Below are 13,135 nucleotides of genomic sequence, written 5' to 3' on the forward strand. Positions count from 1 at the left end.
ATCTCGACTTCATTTGTCCGTCCTTTTGTTGGGCGGACTCTACACAAAAATGGAGGAGATTCAGGGGCTCAGGTCACAATCGAACACCCGATCCGCAAGGCGTATGACTATGCTTTCACGCATGATCGGCCACCTGGTTTTGTAATTCTAACCTTTCAGGATGGTGTTGAAATCTACGGGTATTTCGGCCCTGAATCACTCGCAGCAAATGACCCCGCACGTAGCGATATCTATTTAGAACGCCTATATGATATAGATGAAGATGGCCAATGGAGCGAAAAGAACATCGGTCGATCCGCCGTCATTTCGCTAGAGGGGATTCGGTCCATCGAATTCCTTGACCCGGAAGGAGAACAAGATGCCTAAATCTACACGCGTATTCCTATCTGATGGCTACAAGCCTCAACCAAGGACAAGTGTTTCAAACGGATACAAACCGGCTAAATCATCGGCAACTACCTCCAAACCTCCGTCGCCACCCAAGACAACGTCTTCGGTGTCAAAGTCCAAATAAAAATAGGTAGCTGTAATGGGTATTTTCGATTTTCTGACCGGTGAGTTCATCGACGTCATCCATTGGGTGGACGACACCCGCGACACCATGGTCTGGCGGTTCGAACGCGAGGGGCATGAGATCAAATACGGTGCCAAGCTGACCGTGCGTGAGGGTCAGTCGGCAGTTTTCGTGCACGAGGGGCAGTTGGCCGATGTCTTCACCCCCGGTCTTTACATGCTTGAGACCAACAACATGCCGGTGCTGACGACGCTGAACCATTGGGATCACGGTTTCAAAAGTCCGTTCAAATCCGAGATCTACTTCGTCAACACCACGAGGTTCAATGACCTGAAATGGGGTACCAAGAACCCGATCATGCTGCGCGATCCCGAATTCGGGCCAACCCGCCTGCGCGCCTATGGCACCTATTCGGTGCGTGTGAGCGACCCCGCCAAGTTCCTGGTGGAGATCGTCGGCACCGATGGCGAGTTCACGATGAACGAGATCAGCTACCAGATCCGCAACATCATCGTGCAGGAGTTCAGCCGCGTCATCGCGTCGTCGGGTATTCCCGTCCTCGACATGGCCGCCAATACCGCTGATCTGGGCAAGCTCGTGGCCTCCGCGATCAGCGGGACCGTGGCCGAATACGGCCTGTCGATCCCCGAGCTTTACATCGAGAACATCTCCTTGCCCCCTGCGGTCGAAGCCGCGCTTGATAAACGCACATCGAGCGGGATCGCGGGCGATCTGGGCCGGTTCACCGAATATTCCGCCGCCGAGGCCATGACCGAGGCCGCGCGCAACCCCAATGGCGGTGGCATGGGCGCCGGTCTTGGCATGGGGATGGGCATGGCGATGGCGCAGGCCGGGATGCAGCAGGGTCCGTGGGGCAATCGCAGTGCGGCGCCGCCCCCGCCGCCGGTCGAACATGTCTGGCACATCGCCGAGGGCGGCAAATCCCATGGCCCCTATTCCAAGGCGAAGCTCGGGCAGATGGCGGGCGATGGCAGCCTGACCCGCGACACGCTCATTTGGACCGCCGGGCAGGATGGCTGGCAACGCGCCGAGGATGTGCAAGAACTGGCACAGCTTTTCACCGTCATGCCGCCCCCGCCGCCGCCTGCCGCCTGAGGACGACCGCCCGCCGGGAGATAGGCCATGCCCCTGAGACGCCAGATCACCATCACCGCCCATTGGACGCTGGTTGTGCTGCTGATGGTGCTGATCTCGGACGCAAAAGCCGCAGCCTGGCACTGGGCTTTCGGGCTATCAGGCCTCGTGATGGTGGCAATGGCACTGACCGACGGTCTGATGTCGGGTCCCGGCCCCCGGTTGCGGGGAGCCTTTCGGGCCTTGCATCCCTGGTCGCACCGACTGATGTACCTGTTACTCGGTATCGTGGCCGGCGCCGCCCTATTCGCGCAGATCACAGGCACGCCGCTTTGGTTGCCGACCAAGACATGGTACCTGCTTCTGACCGCGGCCATGGCCTTCCACGCAATCTTCCACCTCTGGCGCCACACGACACTTTATGACGGTGCACTTCGGCGAATGGCCCCCCGCGCCCTGCACAAGATCCTTTGATGAACGACACCCTCGATACCCAGGAACACCGCTTCCCTTGCGACAATTGCGGCGCCGATTTCCGGTTTGATCCCGGTGCGGGCCAATTGACCTGCGATCATTGCGGCAACACCGCGCAGATCGAGCACGCAACACCTTGGGCCGCCCCGATCAAGGAACTCGATCTGCGGCGGGCGCTGGAACATCAACTGCCCGAACAGGAGATCGAAGAGACCCGCGTGCTGCAATGCCCCAATTGCGCGGCACAGGTCGAATTCGATGCCGACACCCACGCGACCGAATGCCCGTTTTGCGCGACGCCCGTGGTCACCGACACGGGCACCCACCGGCATATCAAACCGCGCGGTGTGCTGCCCTTTGCGCTTGAGGAGCGCGCCGCGCGGCAGGCCATGACAGACTGGCTGGGCAACCTGTGGTTTGCCCCCTCCGGCCTGCAGGAATTTGCCCGCAAGGGGCGGAAAATGCAGGGGATTTACGTCCCCTACTGGACCTTCGATGCGGACACGAAATCGAGCTATCAGGGCGAGCGTGGCACGGTATATTATGAGACCCGCACTGTCATGCGCGGCGGCGAAAAGGAGAAGGTGCGTGTGGCCAAGGTGCGCTGGCGCGCGGTCCGGGGCCGGGTCGCGCGGTTCTTCGATGATGTGCTTGTCCTGGCGTCGCGGTCGCTGCCGAAACGCTTCACCGATGCGCTGGAGCCTTGGGACCTGGCCGCGCTGGAACCCTATCGCCCAGAATACCTCGCCGGGTTCCGCGCCGAAGGCTATACCGTTGAGCTGGAAGATGGGTTTGCCGAGGCGCGCCGCCACATGGACCGCGTCATTGCCCGGGATGTGAAATTCGATATCGGGGGGGACCGGCAACGCATCCATGACATCAAGACGCAGATGAGCGATGTGACCTTCAAACATATCCTGCTGCCGGTCTGGCTTGCCGCCTACAAGTACCGCGGCGAGACCTATCGGTTTGTCGTCAATGGCCGTACCGGCCGGGTGCAGGGTGAGCGCCCCTATTCGGCGATCAAGATTGCCATCGCCGTCATCCTGGCGATGATCGTCGCGGGGGTCGTGGGCTATCTCTACGCGAAAAACGAAGGAGCGATCTGACGTGACCGATGATTTCGCCGCTCTTGGCCGCATCCTTGACGCCCGGTTCAGTTGCCGCGGCTTTCGCCCCGATGCCGTCCCCGAAGAGACCGTTGCAAAGATCGTCTCGGCAGCAGGAAGCGCGCCGTCGTGGTGCAATGCGCAACCCTGGCAGGTCACGATCACCCGGGGCGCCGAAACCGACCGCTTCCGCGCGGCCCTGCTTGAGACCGTCGCAAATGAAAAACCCGCGCCGGATCTGCCCTGGCCCACCGGCTATCCGGGTGTCACCGGTGACCGGCGGCGAACCTGTGGCTATCAACTCTATGATGCGGTCGGGATCACGCGCGATGACCATGCCGCACGGGCGGAGCAAAGCCTTGAAAATTTTCGGCTTTTCGGCGCACCCCATGTGGCGATCATCAGTTCCGAGGCGGCTTTGGGCTCTTACGGCGCGCTCGATTGCGGCGGGTTTGTCACGGCCTTTACCCTCGCGGCGGCGGCCCTTGGCGTTGGCACCATCGCGCAGGCTTCTGTCGCAGCCTACCCCGCGGTGATCCGCCGCCATTTCGACCTGCCGGAAGACCGCCTGATCCTCTGCGCGATCTCCTTTGGCTATGCCGATCCGGATCACCCGGCAAACGGGTTCCGGACCGAACGGGCCGAGCTTGGTGAAATCTACGACCCGCGCGGCTGAGCCGGATTAACCTCTGGTGATCTGCACCTTTCTGGCCTCGGGTTTCTCCGGCACGCTTTTCGGCACCGAGATCGACAAGACACCATCTTTCAGGCTGGCTTCGATCTTGTCGCCTTCCGCATCCGCCGGCAGGCGGAAACTCCGGCTGAACGCCCCGAATTGCCGCTCTGAAAAGAACCATGTATCGCCCTTTTCCTCGCGCTCGGATTGCTTCCGGCCCTTGATCGACACCAACCCGTCATGCACCGACAGTTCGATATCCTCTTCCTTCACGCCGGGCAGTTCCACGGAAATCCGGTACGCCTTGTCATCTGACGAGGCATCGGAGGCAGGCGCCAGCCAATCCGCCACGCGCGCCCCGAAATTCCGGAACGGCTCGTAGACGGTCGGCCAAAGACCGGCGGTATGAGACTTCTCAACCATTGTCAGAACTCCTTTCCTTGGTGACGGGAACAGTCTAGCAACGGGTCATGGCAGCGGCTTTGATGCGGGTCAAAATCGACGCCGGTCAACGATCCCCAGGCGCGATGGCAAGCCGCGCGCCGTGGCCAGAAATGAGGTTTCCATGCGCGCTCTTCTACAACGTGTTTCCCATGCCAGCGTCACCGTCGATGGCAGCATCATCGGGCAGACGGGACCGGGGCTTCTGATCCTGATCTGTGCCATGCAGGGCGATACCGAAGCGCAGGCCGATCATCTGGCCGCCAAGATCGCCAAGCTGCGGATTTTCAAGGATGAGGCGGGCAAGATGAACCTCTCCGTGCGCGACATTGGCGGCAGCGCATTGGTCGTCAGTCAATTCACCCTTGCCGCCGACACCTCACGCGGGAACCGGCCGGGGTTTTCCACCGCGGCCAGCCCTGACGAGGGCAACCGGCTTTACGAGTATTTCGCCGCACAACTCGCCGCGCAAGGCGTCGCCGTCGAAAAAGGTGAATTTGGCGCCGATATGAAGGTCGAGCTACTGAATGACGGGCCAGTGACGATCTGGATGGAGGCCTGAGCCACTCAGGTCTTGCGGAATGTCAGGTAATGTGGCGTGCGATCCTCGCGCAGGGCCTTTTGTTCATAACGCGTGGAAATCCAGTCATCCCAGGGGTTTCGCCAATCCTCGGGGCGCTCTGCCAGCCATTCAAACCCGTGCTTCGGTACCTGCTCCAGCGTCTGGCGGACATAGTCCGGAATATCCGTTGCCACCCGGAAAATACTGCCTGGCTTCATGACCCGCGCGAGCGGTGCAAGATGTTCGGTCGTGACAAACCGGCGGCGGTGATGACGCTTTTTCGGCCAGGGATCGGGATAGAGCAGGAAGGCCTTCGAGATCGAGCGGTCGGGCAGCACGTCGAACATGTTGCGCACATCGCCGGGATAGACGGCAAGGTTGCTCACACCCGCCTCGCGGATCTTGCCCAGAAGCATCGCGACACCGTTGATGTAAGGCTCGCAACCGATGATGCCGATACCGGGGTTCTGGGCGGCTTGGTGCACCATATGCTCGCCACCGCCAAAGCCGATCTCCAACCAGATCTCGCGGTCGCCGAAATACCCGCTCAGATTCACCGGCTTCCGATCCGGATTTTCCTCCCACCCGATGGCGCCGGGCGAAAGCGCCGCCAGGTCCTCATCCAGATACGCCTCCTGCGATTTGCGCAGGCCCTTGCCCTTGAAGCGGCCATAGAAGTTGCGCCACGGGGCGCCGGAGGGGTGGGTCTTGGAACTCATGGCGCGTCACATGCCCCAGATCATCCCCTAACCGCAATCCCCAAAGAGCACAGACCGGGATCGTTACACGCATTCGAAGAAGCAAAGGCGCCATCGGTTGCAGGCCAAAATTTTGACCAACTCTTTTGCTAGCAAAGTCGGGCAAGGAGCGGAAAGTTAGTGTCAGGCACGCATTCAAATTCAATCGATGAAAGGGCGATCGCAAAAGAGCGGCACGCCTTTTACGCCAGCCTTGGCCGGCTGGTCATTGGTGGCGGCCTGACGGGTTACAGTTTTGCCGGCATGTATCTTGCGAAAAACGGCGCCGACTATGCCCTACCTGTCCTGGCGTTGCTTCTTGCAATCTACATCCTGATCGGTGGTTCGTTCATTCGGCATCGCCCGTTGAGGGCATACGACTATCTGATGCCCCGTCTCGACCCATCGGCACCGCGGGGTGCCGCCTCCGGCAGTGACGCTATTCAGAAGATGGCGCAGGCGTCGGGCAACGGTCAAAGATACGCAGCACTGGAACGCCGTTCGAAAGTCGTGTTCCTGCTGCGAATGTTGATACTGGTCGGAATCGCCGCGTTTGTTGTTGTTCAATACTGGCTCGAAAAACGCGCTCATTTCGAGGAATATGGATATGAGGGCGCTGTGTCGATCCGTTACTACGAAGACGGGACCCAGGTGGTGACGCCCATAGAGTGACCGGCGCCTCTGCGTTAGCGAATTCGGCTACGATTTGCCAATGTGTTGAAGCAACCGGGCGAAGCCATCCGTTCCGCTGCCAACTCCCCATGCACGACAGAGTTGCGAATGAGGTGGAAATTTGGCATAGTCCTCCTCGGACCGGCCTCGTGGTAGTTAGTTTTCATTTTATGAAGCAACAGGCTTTGTCGTCGGTCCACGAAAATCCCCACATCGCACTCATTTTGCTGGCTCGCCGGGTAGTACGGCAATCTGTGCAAAGCTGTTGAACCGTGGATAGAGGCCATTGCGGACCTTCTGAGTTTCGACCCGCGCGGAATCAAGGCCGAAGGCCGCCGCGCGATCGCCAGACCGCCCGCAAGGGCTGGCGATTTGGCGGGGTCGTGCACCGCGCCGAGGTTTTTCAGACTTGGCAAAGATAAAGCGCGTTTGACGGCGGTTGATCGCCACCCCGCGGTCTGGCCACCGCGCGGCTCGTTCTTGGAAGTCCGGTCTGTCCGCAAAACTGTGATCAGCCAAGATAGCTGCGCAGCGCCGGCGGTGGGTCGTTCAGCAAATCCACGGTCGCCTGTGGCGCCAATGCGGTGTTTTCAGCCACGAGGATGGCCTTCCGGCAGATCCGCCGGGCGTCCTCCGGGTCATGACTGACCATCATCAGGGTCGTACCGGTTTCCGCAGCCAGTTCTCGCACCAGATCGAGCATTTCCACCTTGAGCGCGGGGCCAAGTGCTGCGAAAGGCTCATCAAGCAACAAGATCTCCCGACGCTGCACCAGAACCCGGGCCAGGGCGACGCGGCTTTGTTGCCCGCCTGACAGCGTCGCCGGTTTGCGCGCCGCCATGTCCGGCAGACCGACACGGGCCAGCGCGGCGTCGACCTCGGCCACTTCATCCGGGGACAGCTTGCCATTGGGCCTCAGACCCAAGCCCACATTCTGCAGCGCCGTCATGTGAGGAAAGAGGTTGCCGTCCTGAAACAACATCGCTACCGGACGCTTTCCCGGTGGCAGGTCGGTAAGATCCCTGCCCCGCCATGAAATCTTCCCCCGCTCAAGATCCCGAAACCCCGCAATCGCTTCCAGCAAGGTCGATTTCCCCGCGCCCGACGGACCAATCACCGCAACGGTGCTGCGCTCGGAGATCTCCATATCCGCGCTCAGCGCGAAATCGCCATTGGCAATCCGGCACCCATCAAGCTTCAACATGCCAGCGGCCTCCCCGATCCAGGAGCCAGAACGCCCCCATAGACAACAGCAAAAGCAAAAGCGCACCCGCCTGTGCCGCCTGCATCTGATAGGCGCCCATCAGGCGATAAATCTGCAAGGGCAGCGTTGCAATCTCGGCATCGGCAAAGAGCGCGATGACCCCAAGATCCCCCATCGAGAGCGCCGCGCCAAGGCCCGCGGCGAACCCGATCTGCGCCCGCATCCGCGGGATCATGACACGGCGAAGAAAGGCAAAGGGCCGCATATCAAGCGACTGCGCCAGCGGGCCAAAGCGTTGCACGTTTTCACGGGCGGCGGGGAGCAGAATGCGCAGGGCAAAGGGCAGCGCCATGACCGCGTTGACCATCGCCGTGACAGGCAGCGCCCAGGCTGTCGGGTCCGTCAATGGCCGGATCAGGATGAAAAGGCCGGTCCCGATGACCAGGGGCGATGCCGACAGGCCAAGGATGCCGCTCAGCTCGACCAGACCCTTGCGACCGGTGGCAATCGCCGCGGCCATCGGCAGCGCCAGCAGGAGCAGGAGCACGGTGCTGGCGATGGCCACAGCGACCGAGATCAGCGCCGCGTTGACGAGGATCACCGGCGTCCGGGCAAGGCCAGACAGGCCCGAGAGGACAACTGCCGACAGGGGCAGCAGCAGCAACACCGCCGCCAAGGCGATCCACGCCACATCGGTCCAGACCGCGCCGCCATCCCACCGCCGGATCGCCCGGTCGAGCCCCGCGCCAAACCCGTCGCCGCGCGACAAGCGCAGCGCGGCATACCCGGCGGCGACGGTCAGGGTCAGTTGCAGCGTCGACAAAAGGGCCGCACGGCCAAGGTCGAAATCATAGGTAAAGGCCTGGTAGATGCCGAGTTCAAGCGTCGTGGCCCGCGGACCGCCCCCCAATGTCAGGGCCACGGCGAAACTGGTCAGGCAAAGGGCAAAGATGACGGCCAGCGCGCCGGGCACGACCCTCGCCAGCATCGGCGCCTCGATCAGACGGAAGATGGCGCGCCCGTCGCAGCCCAGTTGCGCGGCCAGGCGGAAGCGTTCCGAGGGAACCTCCTGCCAGCCTTGCAGGATCAGGCGCGTGGCCAGCGGCAGGTTGAAGAAGACATGGGCCAGCACGACCCCATGCAGCCCATAGATCCGCAACGGTGGCAGGCCCGCCAAGCCCAGAAGGTCGGAGATCCACCCGGACCGGCCAAAGACCTGCAACAGACCCAGGATGGCCACGATCACCGGCAGGATGAAGGGTGCGCCAAGGAGCGCGATCAATACGCTGCGCCCCCGGAAGCGCCGCCGCGCCAACGCCCGGGCCACGGGGATCGCCAGAGCGACACTGAGGAGCGTTGAAAGCGTCGCCTGCGTCAGCGTGAACCGCAGCGCCGCCCAATCAGCCGGGCCAAGCCCGCGCCCGGCCTCCGCCCGCAATGCCACGGCCAGAAGCGTGCCCAGGATAAGCGCGGCAACCAGAGCCGCCGCGCCAATTCCCGGCCAGGGGTTTACTGGCTGAGCGCGCCCAACCATTCGCCAAGCGCCTCGTCACGGATCGCCGCCGCCTCATCAGGTGACAGCAGAAGGGACTTGTCCGGCGTGACCAGCGTGTCGAACCCCTCCGGCAATCCCCCAGCGGGGGTCACCGCCGGGTACATCCAGTTGGTCGTCGGGATGATCGACTGGAACGCATCGGAGACCATGAAATCCAGGAATTGATCGGCTAGCGCGTCCTGGTCGGTTGCGGCCAATTTTGCGGCCACCTCGACCTGCATGTAATGGCCTTCGTCAAAGGCGGCGGCGGCCTTGCTGTCATCCTCTTCGGCGATCAGGTGATAGGCCGGTGAGGTCGTGTAGCTGAGCACCATGTCTGCCTCCCCTTCGAGGAAGAGGCCATATGCCTCGGACCAACCCTTGGTCACGGTCACGATGTTGTCCGACAGATCTGCCCAGATCGCCGGCGCCTCATCGCCATAGGCCGCCTTGACCCACATCAGCAGGCCGAGACCCGGCGTGGAAGAGCGCGGATCCTGGATCAGGATCTTGGCATCACTGGCCGCCAGGTCGCGGAAATTGCCGGGAACATCGGCTTCTGCGTTATGGACAAAAGCGAAATAGCCCCAGTCATAGGGAACAAACGTATCATCCGCCCAATCGACGGGCAGCGTGAATTCGGTGCTGACCGCATGCGGCGCAAAAAGCCCGGTTTCGCGCGCGGCACTCACCAAGTTGGTATCGAGCCCGAGCACGATATCGGCATCCGAATTGGCCCCTTCCAGCCGGATACGCGACAGGAGTGCGGCGCCATCTTCGATGCCCACAAGTTTGAGGTCACAATTGCAGATCTTCTCGAACGCCTCTTCGACCTGCGGGCCGGGGCCCCAGTCGGAAACGAAGCTGTCGTAGGTGTAAACGGTCAATTCAGGCGTATCAGCGGCGATGGCCGATGTTGCACTCAGAATTCCCGCAGCAAAAAGCAGATGTTTCATATCATCCTCCATTTGGCTCGCGAGAGGGTAAGGATGGATGAAACCGTCGCCCTTCCCTCCGCCGGTCCTAGCCGGTTCAGGTTCAACGGGTTCGCCGGTCAGGCATCTCAGCACGGAAATTCCACGCACCCCGAGGTAGTTTGGGTGATAGGAGAAACCGGCCCGCAGCACAACCGCATTTGTCGGCACCTGACACAGGGCTGCAAGCACCAGTGAGCGGGATGGGACGGGCAAACGTTGCTCAGGTCACGTACAGTGGGCCACGACGTTGGCACGATAACCTTTCGGGACCCTCACAGTGAGTTTCGCCACCAAAGATCAGATGTCCTTCAGGAGCCTGAGCGCATCAAAAATCGCAGCATGGGTATTCCGGGCGCTGACCGCATCGCCGATCCGGAACAACTGGAAGGCCCCGCCAGCATTGCGGACCAGGGTCTGCGGTTTACCTGCCGTCAACGCCGCATAGTCAACCGCGCCATGGTTCGACGACAAGGGTTTCAGGTCAAAATAGAGATCGTCCAGCGGCAGTGTCCCGTAATTCACCACCACCTGGTCATAGATCTGTTCGCTGGTGTGGTCGCTGTAATCCGTGCCGATCCTGGCCCTCAGCTTGTTGCCCTCCCGAGCCACATCGAGAAGACGGCGGGCGACGGTGAAGGTCACATCCTTGTCTTGCAGGCTGCGCATGTAGGGCACCAGGTTCATGCCCATGATGTCGGGCGCAAAGGTCCGATCCGGGGTCATCACTTCGACACGCGCGCCGGCCTCTGCGGCAGTTTCTGCTGCCATCAGGGCGGGATGATCGCCGCTTTCGTCGTAAATCAGCACGTGGTCGGCCGGTTTGACATCACCGGCGATGATATCCCAGGCGCTGACCGCAAGCACCTGCTCCTTGCCCGTCTCGAACAATTCCATGTTGGGCAACCCGCCCGTGGCAACGATCACCACATCGGGGCTTTGTGCCGCCACATCCACCACATCGGCAAAGGTATTGAAGTGAAACACCACGTCGCGGGCGGCACATTGCGCCATGCGCCAGTCGATAATCCCGATCATCTCGGCACGCCGCTTGTTCCGTGCGGTCAGGCGCACCTGCCCGCCGGGGTCGGGCTGCGCCTCGAAAACGGTTACCTCATGGCCGCGTTCGGCGGCGACACGCGCGGCTTCCAACCCGCCGGGACCGGCCCCCACGATAACGACCTTGCGCCGGGTTTTGGCCGGGGCAATCACATGCGGCATGCTCAGTTCCCGGCCCGTGGCCGGGTTGTGGATGCAAAGCGCCTCGCCCGCCTGGTAAATCCGGTCAAGGCAGTAGGTGGCCCCGACGCAGGGGCGGATGTCGTCTTCGCGCCCTTCCACGATTTTCTTCACGATATGCGGGTCGGCCATATGTGCGCGGGTCATGCCCACCATGTCGAGAAGCCCTTCACCCACCGCATGCCGGGCCGTCGCCACGTCCGGGATGCGCGCGGCGTGGAAGGTGGGCATGCCGGTGGCCTTTTTCACCGCGCCCGCGAAATCCAGATGCGGCGCGCTCTTCATGCCTTGTACCGGGATCACGTCTGTCATTGCTGGGTCGGTGTGGATGCGACCCCGGATCACGTTGAGGAAATCCACCATGCCACACGCCGCCAGCCGCCGGGAAATCTCGATCCCCTCTTCGGGTGCAATCCCACCTGCCTCGGCCTCGTCGGCGGTGTAGCGGAGGCCCACGATGAACTCATCCCCCACGCGGTCGCGGATCGCGCGCAGCACATCCATCGGAAACGTCAACCGCGTATCCAAGCTCGCCTTGCCGTAAGGGCCGTCCAGATCATTAGTCAAGGGCGACCAGAACTGATCCATGAGATGGCCGTAGACCTGCAATTCTATCCCGTCCATGCCACCCGCCTGCATCCGCTCCGCCGCGTCCGCGAAATCCGAGATGATGCGTTCGATGTCCCAATTCTCGGCCAGCTTGGGAAAGGCGCGGTGCGCGGGCTCGCGGTGCTTGGAAGACGAAACCGACGGCAGCCAATCCCCCTTGTTCCACCCCGTCCGGCGGCCCAGATGCGTCAGTTGGATCATTACGGCGCAGCCATGGTCGTGGCAGGCATCGGTGAGCTTTTTGATCCATGGGACGACCTCGTCCTTGTAGGCCAGAATGTTGTTGAATACCGGGGGCGAGTCTCTTGATACGGCCGCCGATCCCGCGGTCATCGTCAACGCAACCCCCGCCCTGGCCCGTTCCGCGTGATAGGCGACATAGCGATACTTGGGCATGCCGTCTTCGGGATAGGCCGGTTCATGGCTGGTGGTCATGATCCGGTTCTTCAGCGTCAGATGTTTGAGCTGGTACGGCTGCAGCAGGGGATCGCGGCTCATCTTTCGGCCTTCGCGGCCTTGCTTGTGCCCGCCTCACTATGCTGAACATCCTTTGGGATCACCACCGGAGAGATGGCCCAGATCAGACGGGCAATCCTGTCCGAGCGGTTGCAGGCACGGTGGGGAATGCTGGCATCGCAGCTATAACTATCCCCGGCGAGCAGGACGATCACCTCATCGGCGATTTGTACCTCAAGCTCACCCTCGACAAGAAAGGCATGTATTTCGCCGGTGTGTTTGAGCAGGGCATCGTCCTGCTGGTCGGATTTCGGCTCGTAGACCGACATGCCCATGTAAAAATCCCCACCGATCGAACTTGAGAGCAGCGCATCTGTGTATCCGAGTTCGCGTGCGTCCTGCTGATAGAGAGAGTTCAGATTGCGACGATTCTGCGCCCGCACGACGCAGGCCTGCTCCATCGGTCCGGCCCCTGACCGGCGTGCAAAGAACCAGTCCGGCGTGACCGAAAGTGCCGCGGCCACGCTGTTCAGCACATCCATAGATGGCTGTGCCGTGCCGCGTTCGATGGCGCTCAGGTGGCTCAATGACACACCGCTTGAATGGCTGAGTGCCTTGAGGGTCATTTGCCGGGCCTTCCGCAGCTGGCGGATCTCGGACCCCACCGATAACAGGCTTTTTGTCATGGCATGAATGACTTGTTTTTCGGTCATGCGGTCGGTCCACCCCGGGATTTGTTCGATTTAAACCCTGTAAAGTTAGTGGAATACAAACCCTCAAAAACGTCAAGATAAGAATTTTCTTGCAAAATTCTTATTGAATCGGAATCATCTGTCAAT

At 61.4% G+C, this 13,135-nt stretch carries 14 protein-coding genes and 1 riboswitch; of the genes, 7 read left to right on the forward strand and 7 right to left on the reverse strand.

The window, feature by feature from the left end:
* The 5 genes from RBB29_RS21235 to RBB29_RS21255 form a co-directional block, all read left to right on the forward strand.
* On the forward strand, positions 1–366 hold a 366-nt coding region (locus tag RBB29_RS21235), incomplete at its 5' end, for a DUF6338 family protein (protein WP_306116901.1).
* A gap of 163 nt (positions 367–529) precedes the next feature.
* On the forward strand, positions 530–1,630 hold the full coding sequence (locus tag RBB29_RS21240) for an SPFH domain-containing protein (RefSeq protein ID WP_306116902.1): 1,101 nt from the start codon (positions 530–532) through the stop codon (positions 1,628–1,630).
* 27 nt (positions 1,631–1,657) lie between these two features.
* A complete protein-coding gene (locus RBB29_RS21245; RefSeq protein ID WP_306116903.1) occupies positions 1,658–2,083 on the forward strand; it encodes a hypothetical protein in 426 nt (141 codons plus the stop codon).
* Positions 2,083–3,192 carry a TFIIB-type zinc finger domain-containing protein gene (locus RBB29_RS21250; RefSeq protein ID WP_306116904.1) on the forward strand — a complete coding sequence of 370 codons (1,110 nt, stop codon included), beginning with the start codon at positions 2,083–2,085 and terminating at the stop codon, positions 3,190–3,192. The genes RBB29_RS21245 and RBB29_RS21250 overlap by 1 nt, the downstream gene beginning before the upstream one ends.
* Position 3,193: 1 nt before the next feature.
* The gene (locus RBB29_RS21255) at positions 3,194–3,868 is read left to right on the forward strand and encodes a nitroreductase (RefSeq protein ID WP_306116905.1); all 675 of its coding nucleotides are present in this window, start codon (positions 3,194–3,196) and stop codon (positions 3,866–3,868) included.
* 6 nt (positions 3,869–3,874) lie between these two features.
* Here the strand turns inward: RBB29_RS21255 and RBB29_RS21260 are convergent, their stop codons facing one another.
* On the reverse strand, positions 3,875–4,291 hold the full coding sequence (locus RBB29_RS21260) for an Hsp20/alpha crystallin family protein (protein WP_306116906.1): 417 nt from the start codon (positions 4,289–4,291) through the stop codon (positions 3,875–3,877).
* Between the two features lie 142 nt (positions 4,292–4,433).
* Here RBB29_RS21260 and dtd point away from each other — a divergent pair, with 142 nt between their 5' ends.
* On the forward strand, positions 4,434–4,871 hold the full coding sequence (gene dtd / locus RBB29_RS21265) for a D-aminoacyl-tRNA deacylase (RefSeq protein WP_306116907.1): 438 nt from the start codon (positions 4,434–4,436) through the stop codon (positions 4,869–4,871).
* A 5-nt stretch (positions 4,872–4,876) separates the two neighbouring features.
* On the opposite strand, the gene trmB is transcribed toward dtd, so the two are convergent.
* Positions 4,877–5,590 carry a tRNA (guanosine(46)-N7)-methyltransferase TrmB gene (trmB, locus tag RBB29_RS21270; RefSeq protein ID WP_306116908.1) on the reverse strand — a complete coding sequence of 238 codons (714 nt, stop codon included), beginning with the start codon at positions 5,588–5,590 and terminating at the stop codon, positions 4,877–4,879.
* Positions 5,591–5,749: 159 nt separating this feature from the next.
* Between trmB and RBB29_RS21275 the strand changes: the two genes are divergently transcribed.
* The gene (locus tag RBB29_RS21275; RefSeq protein WP_306116909.1) at positions 5,750–6,280 is read left to right on the forward strand and encodes a hypothetical protein; all 531 of its coding nucleotides are present in this window, start codon (positions 5,750–5,752) and stop codon (positions 6,278–6,280) included.
* 511 nt (positions 6,281–6,791) lie between these two features.
* On the opposite strand, the gene RBB29_RS21280 is transcribed toward RBB29_RS21275, so the two are convergent.
* The 5 genes from RBB29_RS21280 to RBB29_RS21300 form a co-directional block, all read right to left on the reverse strand.
* A complete protein-coding gene (locus RBB29_RS21280) occupies positions 6,792–7,484 on the reverse strand; it encodes an ATP-binding cassette domain-containing protein (RefSeq protein WP_306116910.1) in 693 nt (230 codons plus the stop codon).
* Positions 7,471–9,018: a thiamine/thiamine pyrophosphate ABC transporter permease ThiP gene (locus RBB29_RS21285; RefSeq protein WP_306116911.1), complete on the reverse strand. Its 1,548-nt coding sequence runs from the start codon at positions 9,016–9,018 to the stop codon at positions 7,471–7,473. The genes RBB29_RS21280 and RBB29_RS21285 overlap by 14 nt, the downstream gene beginning before the upstream one ends.
* A complete protein-coding gene (gene thiB / locus RBB29_RS21290) occupies positions 8,994–9,974 on the reverse strand; it encodes a thiamine ABC transporter substrate binding subunit (RefSeq protein ID WP_306116912.1) in 981 nt (326 codons plus the stop codon). Before thiB ends, RBB29_RS21285 begins: the two co-directional genes overlap by 25 nt.
* A 36-nt stretch (positions 9,975–10,010) precedes the next feature.
* Positions 10,011–10,117, reverse strand: a riboswitch (TPP riboswitch).
* 175 nt (positions 10,118–10,292) lie between these two features.
* A complete protein-coding gene (locus RBB29_RS21295) occupies positions 10,293–12,338 on the reverse strand; it encodes an NADH:flavin oxidoreductase (RefSeq protein ID WP_306116913.1) in 2,046 nt (681 codons plus the stop codon).
* Complete coding sequence (locus tag RBB29_RS21300; protein ID WP_306116914.1) at positions 12,335–13,009, reverse strand: helix-turn-helix domain-containing protein; 675 nt, start codon at positions 13,007–13,009, stop codon at positions 12,335–12,337. The genes RBB29_RS21295 and RBB29_RS21300 overlap by 4 nt, the downstream gene beginning before the upstream one ends.
* Between the last annotated feature and the right edge of the window lie 126 nt (positions 13,010–13,135).

The sequence above is a fragment of the Roseovarius sp. MMSF_3359 genome (assembly GCF_030733385.1).
Lineage (GTDB): Bacteria > Pseudomonadota > Alphaproteobacteria > Rhodobacterales > Rhodobacteraceae > Roseovarius.

Coding starts and splice junctions, on each gene's coding strand:
- RBB29_RS21240 (WP_306116902.1), top strand. CDS start 530: ATGGGTATTTTCGATTTTCTGACCGGTGAGTTCATCGACGTCATCCAT.
- RBB29_RS21245 (WP_306116903.1), top strand. CDS start 1,658: ATGCCCCTGAGACGCCAGATCACCATCACCGCCCATTGGACGCTGGTT.
- RBB29_RS21250 (WP_306116904.1), top strand. CDS start 2,083: ATGAACGACACCCTCGATACCCAGGAACACCGCTTCCCTTGCGACAAT.
- RBB29_RS21260 (WP_306116906.1), bottom strand. CDS start 4,291: ATGGTTGAGAAGTCTCATACCGCCGGTCTTTGGCCGACCGTCTACGAG.
- dtd (WP_306116907.1), top strand. CDS start 4,434: ATGCGCGCTCTTCTACAACGTGTTTCCCATGCCAGCGTCACCGTCGAT.
- trmB (WP_306116908.1), bottom strand. CDS start 5,590: ATGAGTTCCAAGACCCACCCCTCCGGCGCCCCGTGGCGCAACTTCTAT.
- RBB29_RS21280 (WP_306116910.1), bottom strand. CDS start 7,484: ATGTTGAAGCTTGATGGGTGCCGGATTGCCAATGGCGATTTCGCGCTG.
- RBB29_RS21285 (WP_306116911.1), bottom strand. CDS start 9,018: ATGGTTGGGCGCGCTCAGCCAGTAAACCCCTGGCCGGGAATTGGCGCG.
- thiB (WP_306116912.1), bottom strand. CDS start 9,974: ATGAAACATCTGCTTTTTGCTGCGGGAATTCTGAGTGCAACATCGGCC.
- RBB29_RS21295 (WP_306116913.1), bottom strand. CDS start 12,338: ATGAGCCGCGATCCCCTGCTGCAGCCGTACCAGCTCAAACATCTGACG.
- RBB29_RS21300 (WP_306116914.1), bottom strand. CDS start 13,009: ATGACCGAAAAACAAGTCATTCATGCCATGACAAAAAGCCTGTTATCG.